General features: G+C 54.5%; 20 protein-coding genes. 2 read left to right on the forward strand and 18 right to left on the reverse strand.

The annotated features are described in order from the left end of the window. Window positions 1-23: 23 nt before the first annotated feature. From EJQ19_RS03085 to EJQ19_RS03140, 12 genes are all read right to left on the reverse strand, one after another. Window positions 24-968: a sugar phosphate isomerase/epimerase family protein gene (locus EJQ19_RS03085; RefSeq protein ID WP_126139733.1), complete on the reverse strand. Its 945-nt coding sequence runs from the start codon at window positions 966-968 to the stop codon at window positions 24-26. A 79-nt stretch (window positions 969-1047) separates the two neighbouring features. Next, complete coding sequence (locus EJQ19_RS03090) at window positions 1048-2076, reverse strand: Gfo/Idh/MocA family protein (RefSeq protein ID WP_126139734.1); 1029 nt, start codon at window positions 2074-2076, stop codon at window positions 1048-1050. Window positions 2077-2098: 22 nt separating this feature from the next. Beyond that, a complete protein-coding gene (locus EJQ19_RS03095; protein WP_126139735.1) occupies window positions 2099-3178 on the reverse strand; it encodes a Gfo/Idh/MocA family protein in 1080 nt (359 codons plus the stop codon). 77 nt (window positions 3179-3255) lie between these two features. Next, a complete protein-coding gene (locus EJQ19_RS03100; protein ID WP_126139736.1) occupies window positions 3256-4944 on the reverse strand; it encodes an extracellular solute-binding protein in 1689 nt (562 codons plus the stop codon). A gap of 60 nt (window positions 4945-5004) precedes the next feature. Continuing rightward, on the reverse strand, window positions 5005-5877 hold the full coding sequence (locus EJQ19_RS03105) for a carbohydrate ABC transporter permease (protein ID WP_126139737.1): 873 nt from the start codon (window positions 5875-5877) through the stop codon (window positions 5005-5007). Window positions 5878-5894: 17 nt separating this feature from the next. Further along, window positions 5895-6749: an ABC transporter permease gene (locus EJQ19_RS03110; RefSeq protein ID WP_241242713.1), complete on the reverse strand. Its 855-nt coding sequence runs from the start codon at window positions 6747-6749 to the stop codon at window positions 5895-5897. A gap of 312 nt (window positions 6750-7061) precedes the next feature. Beyond that, the gene (locus tag EJQ19_RS03115; protein WP_126139739.1) at window positions 7062-8609 is read right to left on the reverse strand and encodes a response regulator transcription factor; all 1548 of its coding nucleotides are present in this window, start codon (window positions 8607-8609) and stop codon (window positions 7062-7064) included. Then, window positions 8602-10389, reverse strand: a complete 1788-nt coding sequence (locus EJQ19_RS03120; protein ID WP_241242714.1) for a sensor histidine kinase — start codon at window positions 10387-10389, stop codon at window positions 8602-8604. Before EJQ19_RS03120 ends, EJQ19_RS03115 begins: the two co-directional genes overlap by 8 nt. Before the next feature lie 135 nt (window positions 10390-10524). After that, window positions 10525-11619: a Gfo/Idh/MocA family protein gene (locus EJQ19_RS03125; protein ID WP_126139741.1), complete on the reverse strand. Its 1095-nt coding sequence runs from the start codon at window positions 11617-11619 to the stop codon at window positions 10525-10527. 20 nt (window positions 11620-11639) lie between these two features. Beyond that, window positions 11640-12269 (reverse strand): ThuA domain-containing protein, encoded by a 630-nt coding sequence (locus EJQ19_RS03130; RefSeq protein WP_126139742.1) that lies wholly within the window; start codon window positions 12267-12269, stop codon window positions 11640-11642. Window positions 12270-12292: 23 nt separating this feature from the next. Beyond that, window positions 12293-13453, reverse strand: a complete 1161-nt coding sequence (locus EJQ19_RS03135) for a Gfo/Idh/MocA family protein (protein ID WP_126139743.1) — start codon at window positions 13451-13453, stop codon at window positions 12293-12295. Window positions 13454-13518: 65 nt separating this feature from the next. After that, window positions 13519-14622, reverse strand: a complete 1104-nt coding sequence (locus tag EJQ19_RS03140; RefSeq protein WP_206438356.1) for a LacI family DNA-binding transcriptional regulator — start codon at window positions 14620-14622, stop codon at window positions 13519-13521. A gap of 215 nt (window positions 14623-14837) precedes the next feature. Here EJQ19_RS03140 and EJQ19_RS03145 point away from each other — a divergent pair, with 215 nt between their 5' ends. Continuing rightward, window positions 14838-16196 carry a putative bifunctional diguanylate cyclase/phosphodiesterase gene (locus EJQ19_RS03145; RefSeq protein ID WP_164716286.1) on the forward strand — a complete coding sequence of 453 codons (1359 nt, stop codon included), beginning with the start codon at window positions 14838-14840 and terminating at the stop codon, window positions 16194-16196. Here EJQ19_RS03145 and EJQ19_RS03150 read toward each other — a convergent pair. From EJQ19_RS03150 to EJQ19_RS03160, 4 genes are all read right to left on the reverse strand, one after another. Then, window positions 16191-17027: a YheC/YheD family protein gene (locus tag EJQ19_RS03150; RefSeq protein ID WP_126139745.1), complete on the reverse strand. Its 837-nt coding sequence runs from the start codon at window positions 17025-17027 to the stop codon at window positions 16191-16193. The two genes, EJQ19_RS03145 and EJQ19_RS03150, sit on opposite strands and share 6 nt — an antisense overlap. Before the next feature lie 300 nt (window positions 17028-17327). Continuing rightward, a complete protein-coding gene (locus EJQ19_RS31695) occupies window positions 17328-17495 on the reverse strand; it encodes a hypothetical protein (protein WP_164716287.1) in 168 nt (55 codons plus the stop codon). Window positions 17496-17551: 56 nt separating this feature from the next. Next, window positions 17552-18721 carry an N-acetylglucosamine-6-phosphate deacetylase gene (locus EJQ19_RS03155; protein WP_126139746.1) on the reverse strand — a complete coding sequence of 390 codons (1170 nt, stop codon included), beginning with the start codon at window positions 18719-18721 and terminating at the stop codon, window positions 17552-17554. Then, the gene (locus tag EJQ19_RS03160; RefSeq protein WP_126139747.1) at window positions 18718-19509 is read right to left on the reverse strand and encodes a glucosamine-6-phosphate deaminase; all 792 of its coding nucleotides are present in this window, start codon (window positions 19507-19509) and stop codon (window positions 18718-18720) included. The genes EJQ19_RS03155 and EJQ19_RS03160 overlap by 4 nt, the downstream gene beginning before the upstream one ends. A gap of 80 nt (window positions 19510-19589) precedes the next feature. Between EJQ19_RS03160 and EJQ19_RS03165 the strand changes: the two genes are divergently transcribed. Then, complete coding sequence (locus EJQ19_RS03165; protein ID WP_126139748.1) at window positions 19590-20768, forward strand: ROK family protein; 1179 nt, start codon at window positions 19590-19592, stop codon at window positions 20766-20768. A gap of 550 nt (window positions 20769-21318) precedes the next feature. On the opposite strand, the gene EJQ19_RS03170 is transcribed toward EJQ19_RS03165, so the two are convergent. Next, on the reverse strand, window positions 21319-22917 hold the full coding sequence (locus tag EJQ19_RS03170; protein WP_420901657.1) for a peptide chain release factor 3: 1599 nt from the start codon (window positions 22915-22917) through the stop codon (window positions 21319-21321). 45 nt (window positions 22918-22962) lie between these two features. Beyond that, window positions 22963-24045 carry a metallophosphoesterase family protein gene (locus EJQ19_RS03175; protein ID WP_126139749.1) on the reverse strand — a complete coding sequence of 361 codons (1083 nt, stop codon included), beginning with the start codon at window positions 24043-24045 and terminating at the stop codon, window positions 22963-22965. Between the last annotated feature and the right edge of the window lie 101 nt (window positions 24046-24146).

Genomic DNA, 24146 nt, shown 5'->3' on the forward strand with positions numbered 1-24146 from the left:
CTATCTTAAACGTCGACATTCGCTTATCTCCTGCCGTTCAACTTGCCGATCAGAAGCCCGTGGCTTTCATGAATCTCCTCCGGCTGGCACGCCGCCTTAAGCTCGTAAACCTTGACCTTCGCGTAATCGATCGCATCCAGAAAGTGGTCAAAATACGTCATGTCCTTGCTATGCACATACGGGCACCAATGATCCGACAGTTCCAGCGTCTCATGAATATGCACGCCGCAAATATACGGCTTGACGATAGCCAGTTCCTGCACATTATCGTACAGCCCCATCCGATCCATCATCATCGCATGGCCGATGTCGTACCAGAGGCCGACCGGGCTTCCCTGCAAATTGTCGCAGATCCTCTTCGCCTCCATCAGCGTCGGCATTTGATAGCAGCGGGCGCGTGTCTCGATGCCGATGGCCACCTGCCAGCCTTGGCGTGCGGCATGCTCCGACACTTGTTCCAGACTTTCCGTAATTCGCTGTGTATAGCGCGGGCTCAAGCGCTCTCGTCTCTCGAGCATTTCGTTCCACAGCTGACGGTATTCCGGCGAATCCTTGCCGAACTCGCGATACAGCGCTTTGAGCTCCGAGTCGATATTTCGGTCAAAAGGCACCTCGCCCGGATGCACGACAACCGCTTTGGCGCCGTAGCGAACCGCATATTCCATCGAGCGGATGAGCAGGTCGACCGAGCGCTGGCGCTTCTCTTCATCATCAAAGCCTAACAGCACGGAGTCCGTATCGTAATCCTTATCCGCGATGTAAGGGAACACGTTATGCACGCTGGATACGCCGATTTCTCCCCGCTCAATCATCGGCTCGATCGTCGATAAAAGCATCTCGTTCACATTGTAGTTCAGCTCCACCTGACGGAAGCCGAGGGACTTGATCTCCTCTATCATCACACGGCCTGTCGTATGCCGCTTAATGTTCCAGCATGTCGAAAATGAAAATTCCCCTTTATCCCACATTCCTAGCCCTCCTTGTATCATGCAAAACAGATAGCCGGTTTCTCCGCGTAAACATGCTGCAGAGAACCGGCTTCATCGATTAGACGCCAGACGCCGGAATCTCGCAAAGGCTTACAGCGCCGCCCGACTGCACAGACTTCACGGACGCCTCCATTAAACGTGTGAGATCCAGCGCAAGCTGTATGTTTTCATCGGCTGTAGTTCCCTGCTGAATATGGGTTACCCATTGCTCGAAGGAAGACGGTAGCGCGGAAGGCAGGTCCGTCCAGCTGCGCCATTCCTTCTCCGCTCCTGCAAATCCCGCGCCTCGCACATACAGTTTGTCGTCCTGCCTGGAGTACGATAAGCTGCCTAAAGTCCCCTGGATCTCGAGATTGAACTGCGAGTAACTGTTGACGAAGCCCGCTTCCACGATGCCAAGCGCCCCATCCGGATAACGAAGCACCGCAACGGCGCTATCTTCGACTTCCTTGCCCGTCACATAGCCGAAGCTGGCGTGTAGGCTCTCCGGCATCCCAAGAAAGAGGCGGGCAAGATACATCGGGTGGCAGCCCAAATCAATCAGCGCGCCGCCGCCCGCCTGCTCGAGGGAGAAAAAATGCGCAGGCAGCGAGCCGAGCGTTGACGTCTCCGTCGGCAAAGCGCCGTTATGCGCAAGGCGAAGCCTCGCCAGCGTCAGCTGTCCGAGCTGTCCGGCTTGAAGTATGGCGTTCACTGCTTGCGTGAACGCCATATTGAGGCGGGGCAGCGACACCGTGAGCGTCACTCCAGATTTCCTTACTGCGGCCAGGATGGCTTCGCAATCCCCAGTTGTCAAAGCAAGCACCTTTTCGGTAAAAATATGCTTGCCGGCCTCAGCCGCCGCCGTCATCACGTCGCGATGCCGATTCGTCGGCGTCACCACAATAACGCCATCGACGTCTGGCAAGGCGAGCACATCGTCCAGCCGCTCATAGAACGGCACGCCGTATTCGGTGGCTTTTTGCCGGCCACGTTCGGGCACTTCATCCCATATGGCGGCAATTTCCGTATCGGGATGCGCTATCGCCTGCTGGGCATAATCCTTCGCATGGACATGCCAGAAGCTCAGTATCGCTACTCGAATCACAGTGTGACGGCCTCCTTTTCCTTTAATCAAAATAAACCGCTTTGCCCGTCCGATTGGACTCGTAAATCGCTTCGAGAATTTCAGAGACGACGCAGGCTTGTTCCGGGGTCACTACCGGCTGTGTATCGTTCAGAACCGCATCGATCCATAGGCGGATCTCCTTGTCCTGCATCGATTCTTTCTTGCCCGCATAGAAATCTGCGCCCTTAGCTTCGAACTGCAGCTGATTCACATAGAGCCGGCTGTGCTTCTCGCCATTTATGCGCAGGCCGTCCTGCATGTCGGCGCCGCCTTCCGTTCCGCAGAGCGTCGACTTCGCTTCTTTGGCATCCAGCGTATTCAGCGCCCAGCTCGCTTCCACCATCACCGTCGCCCCATTCTTCATAACGATCATCGCAAATGCCGAATCCTCCACCGTGAACTTAGCCGGGTCCCAAGGTCCCCATGAATTCGCGGCATTTTCCTTCCGTGACAGCTTATGATAAGCAGCTCCCAGCACGACCCTCGGCTCGTAGTTGTTCATCAGCCACAGCGTCAAATCCAGCGCATGCGTGCCGATATCGATGAGCGGACCGCCGCCTTGCTTCTCCTCGTCGAGGAAAACGCCCCACGTCGGCACACCCCGTCTGCGAACAGCGTGCGCTTTGGCGAAGTAAATCTCACCCAAATCGCCTTCATCAACGATTTTCTTCAAATATTGGCTGTCTGCGCGAAACCGGTTGTTGTACCCGATCGTCAGCTTCTTTCCGGTACGTTTAGCAACCTCGACCATGCGACGCGCATCTGCGGCCGTCTTGGCCATCGGCTTCTCGCACATCACGTGCTTGCCGGCCTCGAGCGCTGCGATTGAAATCTCCGCATGGGTATCGTTCGGCGTACACACGTGCACAACGTCGACCGCCTCTTCGGCAAGCAGATCTTGGAAGCTCGCATACACCTTCGCGCCGGGTGCGCCGAATTGATCCCTTGCTTCCTTCGCTCTCTCCTCCGAGATGTCAAAAAATGCAACAACTTCAACTTTATCTATTTTATTTAAGCTGGGTAGATGCTTTCCTGTTGCAATGCCACCGCAGCCGATCATTCCCACTCTAACTTTCTGCATTTGGTACTGCCTCCCTGATCTTCTGGATAAAATGAGAAGGCCGAACGCTTTGTTCAGCCTTCCCGTTCTCTGCTAGCTTACTTCACAAGCTGCATTTGCGATTTCACAACCGCCATCGCATCCTTCGCAAGGAAGGCGGTGTCTTTATTTTCCGCATACCATTTGTTCATGAACTCGTCGAGCTTACTGCCGCCAGCTTTGTCATACGCTGCCTGGGCATCCTTAATGGCTTGCTCCGCCGTATATTTATCGCCGCTGATAATCGCTTTGACGAACAGGTCGCCTTTCTCTTTGAGAATCGTCGTGTTGATCAATTGAAGATCAGCTGGATATACCGGCATATGGTCGCCTAACGCGATGCCCGGATATTCTCTTTTCTCATCAAAATACAGCTTCTGAACGTCCCTATACATGTCCATGCCCGCTTTCTCAGCCGGAATGCCAGGGTTAAACTGATTCAAGACAAAGGAACAAGCGTCCGTGCCCGAGGAATAAAACATTTCGTAATCCAGCGCATACCCGACTTCGTTCTTCGATTTGTCCGGGGAGATCGTTTGCGGGCAACCGTTCGGACCTTTCTTCCAGTGCGTGCCTTCTTCGCCGTTGATGATTTTCGATGCCGTCTCCGGCTTCATCATAAAGTCGAGATAACGTCCCACCGCCTCAGGATCCTTCGCTTTGGCATTAATGACGGTTGTCATTTGCACCGGATTGTCGATGGCGCCGGTAAATGTACCCACCGGGGATTTCGGGTAACCCAGCGGTGCGATTTCTGCTGTAGGCACATTTTTCTTCAACGTGGCCATATCGTTAATCGAAAAATCGTACCATCCGCCTGAGAACTTCACGTAGATGCCGATTTTTCCGTTTAGGAAGTCCTGCTTCGCCTTGGCGCCGTCTTTGTCGTTGATATAATCTTTATCGATCATACCGCCTTCGTAGAGCTTCTTCTTAAAGCTTAAGGAAGCCAATTCTTTGTCCCAAGCGCGCACAACCTTGCCGTCTTTCAAATCCCAAGCCAGCAACGAACTGGAGGAGCTTTCGCCAAACAATTCGTTAATCGCCTGCTCCGAATAGGTGCTCATATTCATGCCGTATGTGTCCTTCTTGCCGTTGCCATCCGGATCCTGGTTCGCAAATGCATTCGCTACATTCAGCATCTCTTCCGTCGTCGTCGGCATAGACAAATTCAACTTTTTCAACCAATCAGTGCGAATAAGCAGAATGTGCGCCGGTGTTGCTTCTTTCACTTTTCCAATTTCATAAATCTTGCCGTCCGGCTTCGTGCCCGCTTTCTTCAGCTGCGGATATTGCGTTAACAGCTTCTGATACTCCGGCATAAATTTCAAAATATTATCGATCGGCAGCAGCTGCTTCTGATCGTATAAACTGCCCCGGAACGGGGTGTTATACTCGTTGATGATGTCCGGCGCTGAGCCGGAAGCGAATAGCACGTTGAATTTCTTGGTGGAGTCGCTGCGCAGAATCGGAATGTACTTCACATTGGCAGGGCCGTTCTGGTTAATCCATTTGGTCCAGCGATTTTCCTCATAAGAGCCTTCGGCAGCGGGGACGGCGCCCCGATCATACATGGATACCGTGATATCTCCACGTGCAGCCGGCTTTTGCGATGCTGTCGCAGCCGCTTGAGTGGATGAGGGAGATGCCTCCGTTCCTTCTTTCTTGTCGTTGCTGCAGCCGGCAAGTGTCGCCCCCAGCGCAACAAGACTTACCGACATGCCTAACCATAGCTTCTTGTTATTCATTCCCTTATTCCCCCTACAACGTGTATTTGAAGTTGTTACAACGGAAAACCGGACGGAAAACTAACCTTTCACTGACCCCAGCATGACGCCTTTGACGAAATATTTTTGCAAGAACGGATAGACGACCAGCATCGGGACGACCATGACGACGACGCCTACGGCCTTCACCATTTCGGTTGCCACGGCCGCCTGCTCTTCCGGATTCAGCGATGGCGAATTGAGCAGATCGTTCTTCTGCAGCATCGCCTGAACGACAACGGTCAGATTCATCTTATCGCTCTTATTAATGTACATCAGGACGCTCATAAAAGCGTTCCAGAAGTTGATGCCGTAGAACAGCGCGAGCGTTGCAAGCATTGGCAGCGAAAGCGGGAGAATGACACGGAGGAGAAGCGACGTATCGCTGCACCCGTCAATGCGGGCCGCCTCCTGAACCTCATAAGGAATATTCTCAAAATAGCTCTTCATCAGCAGCATGTTATAGGTACTGATGAACCCTGTCAGCCAGATGGACCAATAGGAGTCAATCAGATGCATATTTTTGACAACGAGATAAGTTGGGATTATCCCGCCGGAGAACAACATGGTGAACACCATCGCCAGTACAAAATATCGGCGCCCGTACAGGTACGACCGGGACAGCGGATACGCCGCCAGTATGGTACCAAGAAGGCTCAGCACCACCCCGATCACGGTGATGACGATGCTGTTCTTAAACGCCGTGAACGCCGGGCTGGAGATGAAAAATATTTTATATGCGGTAAACTGCATACCCACCGGCCAGAGAAACACATGACCGGAATCAACCGCCGACCGTTCACTCAGAGACAGGGCGATGATATGGATGAACGGGATGATGCACGTGAGCGCTATCAAACCGAGCAGCGCATAGTTGATAACATAGAAAATCGACTCGCCTTTTGACGGCTTCATACGCTTCCTCCTTTCCTCTAAAACAGCGCCTGGTCGAATTTCCTGGCGATTCGATTGGCAATTAAGACAAGACTGCAGGAAATGACCGACTCGAAAAGTCCCATCGCTGTCGTTAAGCTGAACTGTGCGTTGCCTAGTCCCATTTTATAGATATACGTGGAGATAACCTCCGAAACGTCGGCGACCGCCGAATTTTGCAAGTTGTACACTTGATCAAAGCCTACCTCCATAATGCGGCCCATCGCCAGAATCAGCAGCAAAATGATCGTATGCCGGATGCCGGGCAGCGTAATGTGCCATATTTGCCTGAACTTCGTCGCGCCGTCCATGCTGGCCGATTCGTACAAGGAAGGGTCGATGGTCGTCAGAGCGGCTAAATAGATGATCGTACTGAACCCCATTTCCTTCCATACGCCGGAGCCGACGAAGATGGTGACCCATGATTTCGATTCATATAGAAACGTAATCGGCTCGATGGAGAACAGCTTCAGCACTTTGTTAATCGTTCCGTAATCCGTCGCGAACAACGATAACACGATGCCGGAAACGATCACCCAGGAGAAAAAGTGCGGCAGGTAAACGATAGTCTGGATCCATTTCTTGTACCAAGCCCGCCTTATTTCGTTGAGCATCACAGCGAGAATAATCGGGACAGGGAAACCGAACACCAAGCTTAGGAAGCTGAGCCAGAAGGTATTCCAGATAATTTCCAGCGTGTTCGGCGTTGAAAACAGCTGCTTGAAATTATCAAAGCCGACCCAAGGGCTGTGCAGAATGCCATCGCCGAGATTGTAGCTTTTAAACGCGATAATTAATCCGCCCATCGGCCAATACTTGAACAGCACATAAAAGGCGAAAACTGGCAGCAGCATGACGAACAACGGGATGTTTTGTTTAAATCTGCGTCTTCGTTTTAAGGATGCCGCGTTTGTGGATGTCGTTTGCGGAAACGTGACAGGAGTATGTTCCAGCGTTTCTCTCATGTGTGCACCACTCCTTCATTCCTACTTGATGGTATTATCGTAACCGTTTTCAAGATAAAAACCCTTAAAAAATTATAGAGGAATCTATAATTTCATTAGATTTAGTAAACCGCTTAACCCCGCAGTCGGGGAGGCATTTACAGTAGCTTCCGGGGCCTGCCCGCGACCGCGGGGAAGCGGAATGGAGCCTCCCGCCCCGCCCTACACCGCGCTGCCGTTGCGATATTCCTTCGGCGACATCTGGTACCGCTGCTTGAATACGTTCGTGAAATAATTCGGCTCATCAAACCCGACACGGCTGGCGATTTCGAAAATTTTCATATCGGTGTTGCGCAGCAATAGCGCCGCCTTTTCAATACGCAAACGCGTTACATAGGAGGTGAAGCTTTCGCCTTTCGCCTTTTTAAACAACACGCTGAAATAGCTCGGGTTCAAGTGAATGTGCGCCGCAACGTCCGTCAGCCGGCACGCTTCGTGATAATGCTCATCGATGTATTGTACCGCTTTTTCGATAACGTTTTCGCTTTTTGACGACTGCCATAAGTTGAATTGCTGCATAAAGCCCTTGACCTGTTGACGCGCCCAAGCCAAAACGCTTTCGACGGACCAATCCTCTCCGGGCATCTCCTCTGGCAGCCTTGGCACAGCATCCTGCCCGTCCGGATCAAATTGCTTTTGCACAAGCTTGAGAAGTGCAATGGCCAGTGCCAGCGCCTGGACCTTCATGTCCTCCAAGGGTTTGTGCATGAACTCTTGCAGCATCTGATCCAGAAGCTGCTGCACGCTATCCGCCTGCCCCAGCAAAATGGCCGACATCAATTGAACCTCAATTTCGTTGACTCTGGCTTGATTCAGCGACAACATGCCGAGGTTCGACACCTGCTCCGCCGTCCTCAGAAGGTTCTCCTCTCGCAGTGAACCGCACACCGACATGTATAATTCCGTTAGATGCTCGGCAGAAGGCGCAGGACCCATCGGAATGAATTTGAGCCGGATTTTCAAATAATGCTGCACAGCCTCTTGCATATCAGCCGTCAGCTGCTCGGATACGCCGCTTCGCTCTGTTATCAATACGAACCGGTCGTGCTCTACGAGCAGAAGACGGCTTAGCAATCCCGTTTGCTGCAGCAATTCCTCAACAATGTTGGAAAGCGCGAACTGCAGCAAGCTTCGGTCCCCTTTTTGCGCATCCCGCTTAATAAAATCGTCATTATTCAACTGCAGCAGCCATAGCTCCTGATGGGCTAAGCAATCATTCAGCGCAGGAATGATCCCGTAGGAATATGGCAAATCTAGAAAAATCGAGCGAAATGCCTGATCTACGTTCAGCTTCTGCTCAACGAGGCGCTTCTGTTCCAGCGCATATTTCCGGTAGAAGCTCTCCGACGCCTTGCTCAGCACCTGACGAACATCCTGCTCCGTACAAGGCTTAATAAGCAGATCCAAGGCGCCGTGCCGCACCGCCGCTTGCGCGTATTCAAAGTTTTTATAGCCGGTGAGAATAACAACAAGCAGATCCGGATGACTTCTGCGCAGGTGCCCGACAAATTCAATGCCGTCCATAATCGGCATGCGAATATCGGTGAGCACCAGATCCGGCTGCAGCTCTGCCAGCAGCTCAAGAGCATCTTGGCCGTTGCTCGCTTCGCCAACGACTTCCCAGCCCAAATCGCCCTGCTCGATCATTTTGACGAGCCCCTTGCGGAAATTCATTTGATCCTCTACAATCAACACTTTCCCCTTAACCATGGTGCTCCTCTTTCCTTTCCTCTGTCATATAGGGCAAAATCAACCGCATGGTCGTTCCGCTTCCCGGTGTGCTCGATATTTCTAGGCGATACGGAGGCCCGTGCACAAGCTCAATTCGCCGCCAGACACTTTGCACGCCAAGGCTTTCCCGGCCATCCAGTCGCAGACGTGACGTTCCTGGTTGCCCCAGAAGATCATAGATTGTCTTCTCCTCCATCCCGCAACCGTTATCCTTGACTTCGATTTCCAACCTATCGCCATCCTTACGCGCGGTGATCAACAGCACTTTCTGCGTAATTTTATTGCGAAAGGCGTGAATAAAGACGTTCTCCACCAACGGCTGGAGAAGCGCGCGCATCATCTTTACCTCCATGACCTCTTCATCAACTTGAATCATCGTCTCCAAGTCCGGTTCAAACAACTCGCCCTGCACCTTCACATAGTTGCGAATTTGCTGAAACTCTTCCCCTACCGTCGTTAGCGTTCGCACCGGCATCAACGAATATTTGAGCATTTCCGAGACCGTCCCAATGAGCCCCGCCACTTCCTTCTCCTCTTTCAAGAACAGCTTCCAATAGATCTCATTAAATAAATTGTGTAAAAAGTGAGGATTCAGCTGAGCTTGCAGCGCCTTCAGTTCCGCCTCTTTTTCACTAAGCTGCGTTAAATACACTTCCTTAATGAGATGCCCGACCTGTGCCGTCATCGCATTGAAACTTTCGCCGATATAGGCAAGTTCATCCTTCGTCTGGATGTCGACCCTGGCGTCGAAATTGCCCGACCGTACCTTGCGAAGGCCAGATTGCAAATCTTTTAAAGGACGAAGCAGCTTTCCTGTGAATAAAGCGATGAGTATGCTCGTCAGCACAATACTGGCCAGACCCGAATAGTAAATGCGCTGCGACAAGTTCCTGTTTTTTTGCTTGATTTCATTCAGTGAAGTTCCGCTAACTAAGTGGAAAGCTGTCGATTGGGTTGCACTTCGTATGAATAAACGATTGTCGATAATCCTTGATGCGGCTACTGTTCGAATCCCTGCCAACGCATCAGGCGTAAGCGTATTCATGTTCGTGTACAGCAGTTCGTCATTCGGATTAAACAAATACACTTCCCCGGCCCCTTCCCGGGTCAGTTCCTTTAGTGAATTGGAAAAAAACGTCGCATCGATCGCCATGACGAGCATGCCATATGTCTGCAGGTTGCCATTCTTCATCCAACGCGCTGCAATAATCGTGTTCCGGTAACCGCTAGGTTCAATCGAACTCGGCAACTTCATACTCATCCACACCAAGTCGCCATATGAATCGCTGATTCGGTTTCGAATGGTATTGACCGTTGCCTCATCCAGCATGTTGATGGTTGCGGAAGTAAAGCTATATAAAGCCAGCTTGCCGTTTAAATCAAACATGTACATCCCTGTGATATACGGCTGATCGTACTTAATCAGACTCATTTGTGCTTCCAACTGCTTCTTATCGTCATATTGCCGATAAGCATCTGTGCTTTTATCGGCGGACATCGATTGAATAAGCCGTTCCAGCTCCGGATTAAAAACAACCGTTTGGGTGACGCGTACCATTTCCTGTATTCGCAAATCCAATTTTTCCGTCGCTGCTGCGCTCGTCTGATAAAATTGCTTGCTGATCTCTTCTTCAAACAATTTCAAATTGTACCGATTGGTCAAATAGCCGGTAATGCCAAATGCAAGCAGAATGATACAAGACAAGCTGAAGATCAGTTTTACCTTGAAGCTTCGATTCATACGCAACCAGATCGGCATCACATCTATCTTCTCCTTAAAAAAAGAAGGACACCTCTCCTTTGTGAAAAAAAAGAGCATGTCCTTATGTTTAGCATTATGGTAACTTGCGAAGGCCTAATCGTCAAGAGAAGATGATTGGCAAGGATTTTCCATCTACAGCGCCTCAGCCGGATTCAAAAGCTTCGGCCGCTCGCAGCTGCTCGCCATCCTATAGTGCTGGCCGCTGTCGGACGCGTCGTGGAACCCGTGCATCGCTTCCAGCACGTGGTACGCGAGCGCGCCGTTCGCGCGGTGCTCCGACGCGTCGCCCGTCAGCAGCGCCTTCGCCAGCGCCGCAACGCCCAAGCCGCGCGTATTGGCGTGGTAGCCGTGCGACAGCGGGACCGGCTGCCAATCCGAACCGTGCTTGCGCAGCAGCACTTCGCCGCTGAAGTTGTTCGGATTCGGCACGCTCAGCGAGCCGTGACTGCCATAAATCTCAATATGCGGGAGCTTCGTCCCCTCCATAATGTCAAAGCTGGTCACGAGTGTCGCAATCGCGCCGCCGTGGAAATCCAGCACACCCGCAACGTGCGTCGGGGTGTCGACGGCAATCTTTTGCCCGCGCTTCTTCTCGCTGGAAATGGTCCGCTCCGCGAACGAAATGCCCGTCGACCCCGTCACCCGGCGAATCGGCCCCAACAGGGCAACGAGCGCCGTCAAATAGTACGGCCCCATATCGAACATCGGCCCGCCGCCTTTGGCGTAGTAGAATTCCGGATCCGGGTGCCAGTGCTCGTGGCCTTTGCCCATCATGAACGCCGTCGCTGCCACAGGCGTCCCGATCCAGCCGTCCTCGATCAGCTTGATGCACGTCTGGATGCCGCCGCCCAGGAACGTATCCGGCGCGCTGCCGACGAGGAGCCCCTTGCGCGCCGCCAGCTCGAGCACGCGCTGTCCTTCTTCGCGTGTTACCGCCAGCGGCTTTTCCACGTAAACATGCTTGCCCGCTTCCAGCGCCTGCAGGCACACATCGGCATGCGCCGCCGGGATCGTCAAGTTCACCACAATGTCGATTGACGGATCCGCCAGCAGCTCACTCACCGAATACGCATGCGGAATGCCGAATTCCTCGGCGCGCGCCTTTGCACGACTCACATCGAGGTCCGCACAAGCCACTAGCTCAACACCGGCAAACGTCGGAAGATTCTTCATATAAATCGAGCTGATATTGCCGCACCCGATAATGCCTACTTTTTTCTTGCTCATCTCAAGACATCCTCCTCCAACTAACGTGTCGCCCACAACAACCCGCGCCGCATCAGTTCCAGCGTCTCGGGCATGCGCACGATGTTCGCTTGATGGCCAAGCGAGTTATAATACACTTTGCCGGCGCCGTACGTTTTCGTCCAGACAACCGGCATCTCCACATCGCCGAAATCGGTGACCGCATGCACCTGAATCGCCGGGTCCACATGCATATAGTACTTCTCCGACACGACGACAAAATCGTCGATCCCCTCCGTCAGCGGCTGCGCCCGATCCTTTATGCGCACGGTATACGTGACGCCGTCGTTGCCCGGATGCGCCACCCATTGACCGCCGACCATGTACTGATACTCGACTTCGTTGCGGAACGAATCGCCCATCCCGCCGTGGCAGCCGGCAATCCCGGTACCGCCTTCTTTGACCGCAGCCAGCAGCGGAGACAGCTGTTCCTTCTCGATTTTGCCCATCGTCCAGACCGGCACGATCAAATCGATGCCCGCCAATTTCTCCGCATCACGAAAGCTGTCCAGCGTATTCGATACCTCGACGCCATACCCCTCATTTCGAAGCAGCCCCGCAAAAATCCCGGCAACCTCCTCAGGCTGATGCCCGTCCCAGCCGCCCCATACGATGAGTGCTTGTTTTGCCATCGCGCTTACGCCCCTCTCCCTCGTTAAACCTCGCTGATTTTCACCCAACGGCGCTGCGCAATGGATTGATCCACCGCTTCCAGCACCTCCTGACACTTCACGCCGTCCACAAAATTCGGCACCGGCTGACGCTCTTCTGCAAGCGCATTCATTAACTCCACAACTTCATGCACAAACGTGTGCTCATACCCGATCGTGTGCCCCGCAGGCCACCAGGCATCCATGTAGGCATGCGGGGCATCCGTCGCCAGTACGCGTCTAAAGCCCTGCACATCCTCATCATCGCTCGTAAAATACACCTGCAGCTCGTTCATCCGCTCGAAATCGAACTTCACACTGCCCAAACTCCCGTTAATCTCAAAAGCATTCGTACACCGATGCCCCGGCGCAAACCGCGTCGCCTCAAAGCTGCCCAGCGCTCCGCTGGCAAAACGCGCCATAAACAGCGTCGCATCGTCCACCGTCACCGGCCCGTGTGGAGCGTCTTTGCTGCCTTTGGCGCTGAGGCCCGTCATCGAAGACGGCAGCGGCCGCTCCTTCACGAACGTCTCGCTCATGCCGATGACCTCTTCCATATCGCCCACGAGGAAGTGCGCCAGGTCAATGAGATGCGCGCCCAGGTCGCCGTGCGAGCCGGAGCCGGCAATTTCCTTCTGCAAGCGCCAGACAAGGGGGAACGTCGGATCGACGATCCAGTCCTGCAGGAACCAGGCGCGGAAGTGATAAATCGTGCCGAGGCGGCCGCTCTCCACGAGCTTCTTCGCCAGCTGCACAGCCGGGGCAAAACGGTAGTTGAAGCCGACCATGTGCTTCACACCTGCCGCCTCCGCCGCTTCCAGCATCTCTCTCGCGTCCGCAAGAGTCAGCGCCAGCGGCTTCTCACAGAATAGGTGCTTGCCGGCCTTGGCTGCCGCCAGCGCAATCTCTTTGTGCGCATCGCTCGGCGCATTGATGTCAACGACGTCGACATCCGGGTGGTTCACCAGCTCGCGCCAATCGGTCACATACCCTTCCCAGCCGAACTGCTGGGCAGCCTGCTTCACGCCGGCTTCATCGCGCCCGCAGATCAGCTTCATCACCGGCTTCGCCGCCTGCGGAAAAAACATCGGCAAATCCTTGTACGCGTGGCTATGCGCCTTGCCCATAAATTTATAGCCAATCATCCCAACGTTGAACGACTTCATGCGTTGAACCGCCTCCCATAATGGTGATGTAACCCGTCATTTCCTTCCCCAGTCCCGCGTCAACCCTACTCGCGCCCATGTTCAGCGCCAGCCGCGCGCCTGGACGATTGCCGCACAATGAGCTGCGTCGGCAGCTTCAGCTGCTGGCCGCTCCCCGGCTCTCCGTGTCCGATGCTCGCTAACACCGCGCGTGCCGCCGCCTTGCCCATCTCGAAGAAGGGGACGTGAATCGTGCTGAGCGGCGGGTCGCTCAGCTTCGCCGCATCGGAATCGTCGCAGCCGATGATCGCAAAGTCGCGCCCGGCAAGCCAGCCGCGCTCCCGCAGCCCCTGCATCAGCCCGATGGCCATCCGGTCGTTCGCCGCAAAAATCGCGTCGATGCGATCCCGCATCGCCCATACTTCCGCAGCCGCCTTGTAGCCGCTCGTCCGGCTGTAGTTGCCTTCGAGCAGAAGCTCCGGCTGAGCGGCAATCCCCGCTTCCAGCAGCGCTTGGCGATACCCGGCCAGCCTGTCGACGGAGTTCGAATAATCGGGGGAACCGTTCATGAAAGCAATGCGACGATAACCGTCCGCAAGCAAGCTGCGCACCGCCAAATAGCTGCCTTCCACATGATCCGCGTCCACTTCCAGCAGCGGGAGTCCCTCGAAGCGTTGATTCACGAGACAGAACGGCAGACCCTGCGCTTTCAGCTCTTCCAACGACCTCCGCTGCTCCGGCGTATCCCTTGCGCCAAGAATGACGCAGCCGTCCACCTTCTGCGAACGATAAAGCTGCGTATAATCCAGCTCCTCGTCTGTCGGCAGCAGAGAAAGCAGCAGATCGTAGCCCTCTTTCCGGCACTGCTCGCCGATTCCGCTTAAAATTTCCGCAAAATAATACGTGGAAAACAGATGCACCTTCGGCATATACGGCAGCACGACGCCGAGATTGCCGCTCCGCCGGCGCGCAAAGCTTTGGGCGATCGCATTGGGATGATACCCGAGTGTCTGCGCAGCCGCCAAGACGCGCTCCTTCGTCGCCGGCTTCATCGGTCCTACCCCGTTAAATACCCGGGAGACCGTCGCTTCCGAGACGGTTGCCAGCTCGGCAACCTCTTTTCGCGTTACCAAATCGCCTCGCTCCTTCCATCCTGCATCACTAAAATGTACACGCGTACATTTTCTCATTGCAATGGGCCCCCTGTCAATAACAAATTGAAATTTCCCTTATGCTTCTAGGATTCAGCGCTTTTCGACACGACCCGCTAAATTTTCATTCGATTCGTCAAGGAATTAAACAATTATTGTAAACAGTGGCAAATGTTTAGGTTGTCCTAACCGCGCCGCCGATTTATGATTATAAGATGTTTATGAACTACTTTGATGTGGGAAGTGTGATAGCAATGACAGCAATCAGGCGCCTTTTTCACCTCGCCGCATCGTTAACCGGGCAGGCTCCGAGGAGCCGGAACCTGCCCTCTCGTATTTCCAATCGCAGACAGCTGCTCGCAGCGTTCGAGCGTGCCGTTCAGCATAACGTACATACCTCCTCTCCCGCTTTACTCGCCCTGCTCGTGCTGGATATCGACCGCTTCCGGCAAGTGAATTTCTCGCTCGGCTATGCGGCCGGAGATCGCTTCCTCCAAGAGATTACCGCACGCCTGCAGATCTCTGGCTCGAATCTCGTTCTCGCCCGTTCCGGCGATGACGAGTTTGCTCTGCTTCTTCAAGGCGACTCGCCTGAAGCGCTTCAGGTCAACGCCGAACATTTTCGGCAGCAATTCACCGCGCCTTTCGTATGGAACGGACAACCCTGTTACTTGAACGCCAGCATGGGTCTCAGCGAACCCATCTCTTCCGCAAGCATGACGGAGGCCGCGCTCATTCAAGCAGAGCAAGCGCTTCTTGCCGCCAAGCATTCCGGCAAAAACAAACTTGTCCCTTTCGAGCATATTCACCGGCATCGTTCCAATCAACTCATCATGGAAGCCGAGCTCCGAGGCGCTATCGAGCACAATGAATTGATGCTGTACTATCAGCCGCGTCTGGAGCTTTCTTCCGGCCGCATTGTGTGTCTGGAGGCGCTCGTGCGTTGGAAGCATCCGGTGCTCGGGATGATTCCTCCGAACGACTTCATTCCGCTCGCTGAAGAGACCGGACTCATTTTGCCGCTAGGCGAATGGGTGCTGCGGGAAGCCTGCTTGCAGCGTGCCAGATGGCATGAGTCGGGTTTGCTTGACTACCAGGTAGCCGTCAACGTCTCTCCGTGCCAGTTCCAGGATGAACATTTTGCCGATAAAGCGATTCATATCATTGACCGGAGCGGCGTCGACCCGTCGTTCCTGGAATTTGAGATTACCGAAAGCTCGATTATGCAAAACATGGAAAAAACCGTCGCCGTCCTCGATAAGCTGACGCAAAAAGGCATCTCCATCTCGATCGATGATTTCGGCATCGGCTATTCGTCGCTGAGCTATTTGAAGCAGTTTCCGATCCACTGTCTAAAGATTGACCGCTCCTTCGTCAAAAACATTCAAACGAACCAGAGCGACCTGGCGATCACGAACGCGATCATCAATCTCGGTCATGCGCTTAATCTGCAAGTCGTCGCGGAGGGTGTCGAGGAAGTCAGCCAGCTGGACATCTTGCGGGAAACGACCTGCACGACGATTCAGGGCTACTTGTTAAGCCCGCCGATTTCCGTCGCAGAAATTGAACATACGTACAGCGCGCACAACGCACAGCCGGTTATGATTTCATAACCGGCCGTATGCTTTGGCGTATCGTTTTATTTTTGCGTAAACTCGCTTATCCTTCAGCTTCCTGAAAATGTACGGATCAGGACTCGTGTTCACCTCAAGAATCCACGGCTTCATTTCATAATCGACCGCGATGTCAACGCCGATCTCCTTAACCCCTTTATACCGTGCCTCTACAGCCTTCGCGGCCTTGCGCCCCAATTGTTCCAGACGTTTCACGTACAGCTTGCGGTCGTTCGCCGTCATATACCTGCGCAGCAGCGTATCGACGCTTTTCAACTTGCCGCCATCGTGGTAGTTGGTCACGATTTTCGACGGATGGGCGACGCGCCCGATCACACCGGTCGTTTCCCATTTGGCTGCCGGCGTCATCTGCACCATGACCCGCAAATCAAAGCGGTTTCCTTTGTATTTAAGCAGTTGAATCCCTTTTTGGACCAGATACCGCCGCTTCCCGATCACCTTGCGCAGCGCCGTATACATCCCCTCAAACGTTGCGAACGACTTCTTCCGTACGCCAGATTGGAACGTATAGCGCAGTGAGGCCCCGTTCTCGGGCAACGCCTTCTCCACGCGGATCACACCGTCTCCGCACATGCCCGCGTTCGGTTTCACATACACCATGCGATGCTCGCTCAGCATCTCCTGCAGCACAGCCGCATTCAGCCACTTCGTCGCAGGCACATACCCGCGAAGTGATGCTTTCGCTTCCAACGCTCGCGTTTTTCCCATTTTGCTGCTCACATATCGGGCTTTATTTGCAGTTGTTGCTGCCGCCGCGCGCTTGGAGGGGAGTTTCCCCTTCTTCGCCTTCTTTTTCCACGTTGTCACCATGTGCTGCTGCCTCCAGCCTCCATATTTTCCTCCTGCATCATATGTAGACGGAAGTCAAGTGGCGACTGGCCGTTTTGCAAAGCCAAGGGGGGGACCGACAGCACGAAGCCGTAGGAAGGACTTGCCTTCCCACGCAAAAAAAGCCCGGCGCTTTCGCCAAGCTTTTAGTCTGCCGACCAAGCCCCGATACCAGGGGGGTGGTCGAGACCTCTACCTAGCCCATAACCACTAGGTCATCTTCATCTGTCGAGCACTGCAACAACAGGAATGGCTGCACATGCGTAACGGTCGCCACAGCGTCTATTCGATACAAAATGCGGCATTGCACACTTTTACGGTTGCCATAGGGCTTATCTGCCTAAATACCGGCGAAATCTCACCGATTTCGTTTAAATAGCCGCTGCCACAACCGTTACAGGCCGCACGGCCAGCTTTTCGACGAATTAAGCTCACTGGCAACCGTTCCACTGTGTGCCCCCTCCCCCTCTACGCCAATGGAAGAAGGCAGGCTGCCAAAGATGCCACTACTTCGAAACAAGTCTCCCCGCTTTAACCACCTGCTGCAGCTCAATGCGGGTTCCCGCTCTGCGGAAAGTCGCCAAATCTGCGGGCGCCCCGACCGAAAGTCCCTGCGCAGCAGGCAAGCCCATTTGTAGGGCCGGGCGCAGCGATGCCATATCCCAAGCTGTCCCAAAATCCACAAGCCCCCGCTCTGTAAGGTGAGACACGGCGTCAGGGAGCAATGTCACCGAGCCGGCCAGCAGATCTTCATTGCTTTCCATATGCAGCCGGCCATTCGGTGTTAAAACGACGCAGCCGCCAATGTGCGTTTCGTATCGGCCCGGCGCCATACCTGCGAGGGACACCGCGTCACTGACGAGAAAGGCCCAGTCCTCTTTGACCTTCATAATGACCTTCAGCACCTGATCCGGCAGATGAAAGCCATCTGCGATCAGACCGCAGCTGAGTTCATCCAGCGCAAGCTGCTCCCAGAGGTAGTTGGGATGCCGGGGAAGCATGCGATGCGCCCCGTTGCCCAGATGCGTCGACATGCGGGCTCCGGCAGCAGCCGCAGCTCGAATCTGCTCGGGTGTCGCAGACGTATGGCCGATCGAGACGACCAGGCCGGCGGCTGCGCAGCGTGCAATGAAGCTGTCGCTCCCCGGCCATTCCGGCGACATCGTCAGCAGCCGGATCCGGCCGCCCGACGCCTCCTGCCAGCGCTGCAGCTTCGCCCACTCCGGCGCTGTCACATGTTCGAGCGGGTGAGCGCCCCGCGCCCCATCCTCGGGCGAAATAAACGGCCCTTCGAGATGAATGCCACCGATGAAGCCGGCCCATTCAGGATGAAGCCGGCATGCCCGATCGATGGCAGCCAGTAACTCACATAGCTCTTCATCGCCGTTCGTAATTACGGTCGGATAGAATGTCGTACACCCCCTCGCAGCCAAGCGGCGGGCGATGCGCTCCAGCGGAAATTCCCCGCCGTCTCCAAGCAGCGTATTAAAATCGTCGCCACCGTAGCCATTGATTTGCAGATCGACCAGGCCGGGGCCGACATAAAGGCCGGCCTCGCATGCAGGCGAGCTTAAGCTGCCAGGCGCAATTGCCGAGATACAGCCATCCTCGACGACGATGCGCAGCGGCTCTCCGGTCCGGTAATCCAGGCCGGATAGTTCAAGCTGCCCGCTCATCTTGTTTCACCGTAAGCATCCACATCCGTGTATAACGTGCAAGCAGGATGCTGACGCAAAATGGTGGAGGGACATGACACCGATACAGGCTGCTCGAGATCGACGGTATGCCGAACCGCTTCTCTTTTGCGCACGCCCGGCACCATGCAAAAGAGTCTGGCTCCGGACATCAGCGCCGGAATCGTCAACGTGACGGCGTGCGTCGGCACCTCCGCAAGCGTTGCAAAACAACCGTCGTTCACCTGCTGCTGACGGCAGACTTGGTCAAGTTCGACGCTTTTCACCAAAGCAGCATCGTTGAAATCCGCAACCGGGGGATCGTTGAACGCCAAATGGCCATTCTCGCCAATGCCCAGGCAGACGATGTCGATTGGCGCTTCGGCTAGCAAGCGGCTGTAACGCGTGCATTCGGCCTCAGGCTCGGCTCCCGAATCAATCAGATGAATTGTCCCCGGCTTTACCCGATCAAACAACCGCTCGCTGACGTAACGGCTGAACAATTGTGGCGCATCCTGCGGCAGGCCGATGTACTCGTCCATGTGAAACACCGTAACTCGGCTCCAGTCCAGGTCCCCGGACGCCTCAATCAACGTCTCCAAAAATTCGTTCTGCGAAGGCGCCGCCGCAAAAATCATCCGAATGCCCGGCTTCGTGTCCAACAGAGCTCTCATATACGCAGCCGCTTCCAGTCCCGCAGCGCTGCCTAGCGCTGATCGATTGGGATAAACCTGAACGTTAAGTTGATCCGCCTTCGTGGTAATTACAGGGGCAAATTTGTCGTTTGGCATGAATAATCCTCCCTAATTTTACTAGAACTTTGGTTCCTGCTATCATAAATGCATACAAATGTGGAAGAGGGGCAGCGCACATGGGCACTTCAAAAGGCCGAGGACCGACCATCGCCAAAGACGTCAACCGCCAAATCATATACCGCCAAATGAAACACAACCGTGAAACGACGCGCGTCGATTTGGCCAGAACACTGAACCTGCACAAGAACACCGTGAATGCCATCATCGGCGAATTCATGGAGACGGGATTTGTTGAGGAACTCGGCCAGCAAGCGCAAAGCGGCGCCGGGCGAAAAGCGACGGTCATCCAATTTCAGGCCCGCAATAAATGGGCGATCGGCGTCCAGATAACCTCGGATGTCATTCATTGGGCGGTGACCGATTTGTATGCCCAACCGATTGCCTCCTACTCCGTCCCTCTGCGGGATGCGGCACCGGACAATGTTGTCCAATCCCTGCTGTCCGAAGCGGACAAGCTGCTTGTCACCTATGGGGCAGAGGCCTGCGTCGGCATGTGCATCGGCATTCCTGGTCTTATGGAAGAGCATCGCTCAAGCATTATCCACTCCAGTCACTTAAGCTGGCAGCATGTGCCGCTGTTGGCGCTTTTAAAGGATCGGCTGAGCATCCCGCTCAAATTGGACAACAGCGTCAAGCTCGCCTCCCTAGGCGAACAATGGCATGGCAGCGGTAGCGGCAGCAATGACTTCGCCTACTGCTACTTCGGCAACGGCGTCGGCTGCAGCCTTGTGGCGAGTGGCTCCGTCGTCAGAGGAAGCGTGGGTGCTGCCGGCGAGCTGGGTCACTTCGTGCTGGAGCCGGACGGCCCTTTATGCGGCTGCGGCAATCGCGGCTGCTTGGAGGCTTTGGTCAGCCTACCTGCCCTCTTGCGCCAGATCAGCGAAGCGGACGGCGCCGGAAGCAGCGAACCGCTCAGTTGGGAGACCGTCCTGGACAGACTGCACCACAAAGACCCTGTCGTTCTGGAGGTGCTCCGAGGTGCGGGTCGTACCATCGGGCAGGCGCTGAGCTATGTGGTCAACTTGCTGAATCCGAAGCTTGTCGTCTGCGACGGCCCGCTGATGCAGGCGTCCTCCATCCTGTTTCCACACATCGAGTCCGAGCTCCAACGCCGCTGTCTCTCAGCCGTCATCCCTGTCCGCGTCGCGCGTTCAGAGTTATACCCTTACGCAAGCTGCATTGGTGCCGCCGCCGATGCCATCCAGACGTGGGAGGCAGCGACTTACCCGCTTTAAGCGGCTTTGGCCGTCAGCTTCCCCCAACGCTGCTTAGACAAATAAGATAATGGCGGTATCTTATTTGTGAAGTTTGCACCCGACCGCTTCCCCTCCTCTCCAATTAGTATAAAATTTATACCAATTATTCGAAATTAGCAAGCGCTTTTTTAAAACTCGCCATGGCCATGTGCCTGCCTAGTCCTATAGAGGTGTGGAACAGCACCTTTCGCCTGCCATCCTTACGGGGATCGAGAGGACGCTAACCAGGCCATTCTCCCCAATTTCGACCATGATGCGGAACGAGAGGACGCTAATCCGGCCAATCTCTCCACTTTCGATCATGATGCGGAACGAGAGGACGCTAATCGATCTCCAAGACCCCAAAATGCCCCAAAAAAGCACAAATAAGGGCCTCTCGCTCCCTTACAGGCAAATCTCCGCGATTTTCGCACAAATAGCGCATCCACGTTCCCTTCCCTGGAAATAGCTGCCGGCGAGCGGACGGCGGCAACTGCCGTACAACCTACTAAGCAAAAAAAGGCAAGCCCAAGGCCTGCCTCTTCATCCCTTAATTCGTCGGTGCGCTGCTCAAGAACTGCGCATTCGGATTCTTCTCGATCGAAGAACGCAGCGCATACTCGCTTTCGAACAAGCCGACATAGTTCCCCTTCTTGTCTTTCACAAGTGTGGAGTTGATGCGGAACTTGCCCGGATCTATCTTCTCATCCACGATCCAGCGCGCGAACTGGTAGTTCTGCCGCTGCAGCATAATGTCGACGCCGTACTCCGATTTCATCCGGTGTTCCAACACCTCGAATTGCAGCTGGCCGACGACGCCGAGAATCATATCTTCGAAGCCGATCGTCGTAAACACCTGGATCATGCCTTCCTCGGTAAGCTGGTCGATGCCTTTCAGGAACTGCTTTTGCTTGAGTGCATTCTTGATAGACACCTTGCTGAACAGCTCCGGCGAGAACGTCGGCAGCTCGTCGAACGTGAGGGCTTCACCTTCGCACAAGGAATCCCCGATGTGGAAAATACCCGGATCGAACAACCCGATAATGTCGCCAGGGAACGCCTCTTCGACGATGTCCCGATCTTGCGCAAGGAACTGCTGCGGCTGCGCCAGCTTGATGTCTTTGCCAAGCCGTACGTGCTTCACGGACATGCCGCGCTCGAACTTGCCGGACACGATGCGCAGGAACGCAACGCGGTCGCGGTGCGCCGGGTTCATGTTCGCTTGGATTTTGAACACGTAGCCCGAGAATTTCTCGCGGGTCGGCTCGATCTCCCCGAGGGAGCTGTTACGCGGCTCTGGATCTGGCGCCAGCTGCAGGAAGTTCTCCAGGAACGTCTGCACGCCGAAGTTGTTGACCGCCGAACCGAAGAAAACCGGCGTCAGCTCGCCTTTTAACACTTTTTCCATGTCAAAAGGGTCCCCGGCTACGTCCAGCAATTCAATATCATTGCACAATTGCTGATGCAGGAAGTCGCCGGCGATTTCCTTCACGAGCGGGTCATCCACACCGCTGACCTTGCGGACCTGAATGTCGCGATGATCCTCGCCATGGTACAGCTCCAGCTGCGATTTGCCACGGTCATACACGCCGCAGAACTGCTTGCCGGACCCGATCGGCCAGTTCATCGGATAGGAACGGATGCCGAGCACCTCTTCCAACTCCTCGAGCAGTTCGAACGGATCCCGCCCTTCACGGTCCAATTTGTTAATAAACGTAAAAATCGGAATACCTCTCATCCGGCACACCTGGAACAGCTTCTTCGTCTGCGTCTCGACCCCTTTGGCGACGTCAATCAGCATGACCGCGCTGTCCGCGGCCGTCAGCGTACGGTACGTGTCTTCACTGAAGTCTTGGTGGCCCGGCGTATCCAAAATGTTGACGCGATGCCCTTCATAATCGAACTGCATGACGGAAGACGTAACGGAAATCCCCCGCTGCTTCTCGATCTCCATCCAGTCGGAAGTCGCATGCTTGCTGGCTTTGCGACCTTTGACCGTTCCCGCGAGACGAATCGCGCCCCCGAACAGGAGCAACTTCTCCGTCAACGTCGTTTTTCCCGCATCCGGGTGAGAAATAATCGCAAACGTCCGCCGCTTGGCGACTTCCGTTTCGAGCAATTGCTTGAGTTGCGTTTTCATAGTGGTCATTAAATTCCCTTCTGCTTCTACATTAAACATTTATCAAATGGCGGATCAGACTTTCACTTTTTCCAAAGGCACCGTCCAATTCGCCTCTTCAATCCAAGTACGGTTGCTGAACTCACGGCCGCGCACAGTCACTTTGTCGGCAAACACCTGCACGTAAATCCCCTGCGCCTTGTTGCGCGCTTCCTGCTGGTACGCCCGATTCAGCGTCCTGCCGACGGAGGCGTTATGAAAATAATGGAACGTCTCCTGAATGTAATGCGGCGTGCCGTTCTGGAAATCCTGATGGCGGTGGCCGCAGAACACGAGCACGTTCTTATACGGTGCAAGCGTATCGCGGAATTCAATCGCCCGCATCAGTTGATGCGTTTTGCCATCGGTCCCGACCGGCGGCAGCGGCTGATGGGTCATGACAAACAGTGGCCGTCCCGGCTTATACAGCTGCTTCACTCGCGCTTTGAACCACGCCATCTGCTCGTCGGAGTACCAGGCGCCTTCACCGACCTCCGGCTTTTCCTGCACATAGGTTTCCTGCGATAACAACACGATCGAATGTCCATTCGCCGTAAAATCGTTATAAATCTGGGAATAGCCAAAAAACTTCTTGAACTGCTCACGGCTGATCGCATCGCTTTTGCCATTCGGCACCGCGTCCTGGTCCCATTGATTCGCTTTGTTGATCCAAATCGTATAGTAATCGTGGTTGCCCATATTGGCATGAACCGGCGGCAGCTTATACGCGTTCAAAATCCCCCGCAGCTCCTTATAATCCCGATCCGTTCCGGTATCCGTCAAATCGCCCGTGAGCATGATCGCATCCACAGGTCCGTCAAAATGGGTGACATCATCCAACGCTTGCCGCAGCTTCGTCATCGTAAGGGGATCTCCGATCGTCACATGCAGGTCACTTAAAATAAAGAACGACATCAGCGGCCCCGGCGGCAGCGGTTCTTCCGAAGGCTGCGGCGGTTCCTGCGATGCTGACGGTTCGGGCGTATCTGCAGAGTGGGCAGCTACGGTTACGGTCTCCGTCATAAATTTTTTCTTAACGAGCCAACTGAACCAGGCGCTAATCCCGATTAAAATACCGCCGATGGCCACCAACCACCGAATAAATGCCCTGCGCGACATGGATACACCCCATAATATATGATCTTCAAGCCTGCTCCGTACGATTTAGTATACCAAAAAAATGTACGGCTTACGATGCCCTCGGACCAACTATTCGACAA

The organism is Paenibacillus whitsoniae (assembly GCF_003955665.1).
Lineage (GTDB): Bacteria > Bacillota > Bacilli > Paenibacillales > NBRC-103111 > Paenibacillus_E > Paenibacillus_E whitsoniae.

What these genes read in the sequence shown, in the direction of transcription:
- EJQ19_RS03175 (WP_126139749.1), bottom strand. Translation starts at nt 24,045, where the DNA reads ATGTCGCGCAGGGCATTTATTCGGTGGTTGGTGGCCATCGGCGGTATT.
- EJQ19_RS03100 (WP_126139736.1), bottom strand. Translation starts at nt 4,944, where the DNA reads ATGAATAACAAGAAGCTATGGTTAGGCATGTCGGTAAGTCTTGTTGCG.
- EJQ19_RS03170 (WP_420901657.1), bottom strand. Translation starts at nt 22,917, where the DNA reads ATGACCACTATGAAAACGCAACTCAAGCAATTGCTCGAAACGGAAGTC.
- EJQ19_RS03125 (WP_126139741.1), bottom strand. Translation starts at nt 11,619, where the DNA reads ATGAGCAAGAAAAAAGTAGGCATTATCGGGTGCGGCAATATCAGCTCG.
- EJQ19_RS03105 (WP_126139737.1), bottom strand. Translation starts at nt 5,877, where the DNA reads ATGAAGCCGTCAAAAGGCGAGTCGATTTTCTATGTTATCAACTATGCG.
- EJQ19_RS03145 (WP_164716286.1), top strand. Translation starts at nt 14,838, where the DNA reads ATGACAGCAATCAGGCGCCTTTTTCACCTCGCCGCATCGTTAACCGGG.
- EJQ19_RS03160 (WP_126139747.1), bottom strand. Translation starts at nt 19,509, where the DNA reads ATGCCAAACGACAAATTTGCCCCTGTAATTACCACGAAGGCGGATCAA.
- EJQ19_RS03115 (WP_126139739.1), bottom strand. Translation starts at nt 8,609, where the DNA reads ATGGTTAAGGGGAAAGTGTTGATTGTAGAGGATCAAATGAATTTCCGC.
- EJQ19_RS03085 (WP_126139733.1), bottom strand. Translation starts at nt 968, where the DNA reads ATGTGGGATAAAGGGGAATTTTCATTTTCGACATGCTGGAACATTAAG.
- EJQ19_RS03095 (WP_126139735.1), bottom strand. Translation starts at nt 3,178, where the DNA reads ATGCAGAAAGTTAGAGTGGGAATGATCGGCTGCGGTGGCATTGCAACA.
- EJQ19_RS03130 (WP_126139742.1), bottom strand. Translation starts at nt 12,269, where the DNA reads ATGGCAAAACAAGCACTCATCGTATGGGGCGGCTGGGACGGGCATCAG.
- EJQ19_RS03155 (WP_126139746.1), bottom strand. Translation starts at nt 18,721, where the DNA reads ATGAGCGGGCAGCTTGAACTATCCGGCCTGGATTACCGGACCGGAGAG.
- EJQ19_RS03140 (WP_206438356.1), bottom strand. Translation starts at nt 14,622, where the DNA reads ATGAGAAAATGTACGCGTGTACATTTTAGTGATGCAGGATGGAAGGAG.
- EJQ19_RS03120 (WP_241242714.1), bottom strand. Translation starts at nt 10,389, where the DNA reads ATGCCGATCTGGTTGCGTATGAATCGAAGCTTCAAGGTAAAACTGATC.
- EJQ19_RS03150 (WP_126139745.1), bottom strand. Translation starts at nt 17,027, where the DNA reads ATGGTGACAACGTGGAAAAAGAAGGCGAAGAAGGGGAAACTCCCCTCC.
- EJQ19_RS03135 (WP_126139743.1), bottom strand. Translation starts at nt 13,453, where the DNA reads ATGAAGTCGTTCAACGTTGGGATGATTGGCTATAAATTTATGGGCAAG.
- EJQ19_RS03110 (WP_241242713.1), bottom strand. Translation starts at nt 6,749, where the DNA reads ATGCTGCTGCCAGTTTTCGCCTTTTATGTGCTGTTCAAGTATTGGCCG.
- EJQ19_RS03165 (WP_126139748.1), top strand. Translation starts at nt 19,590, where the DNA reads ATGGGCACTTCAAAAGGCCGAGGACCGACCATCGCCAAAGACGTCAAC.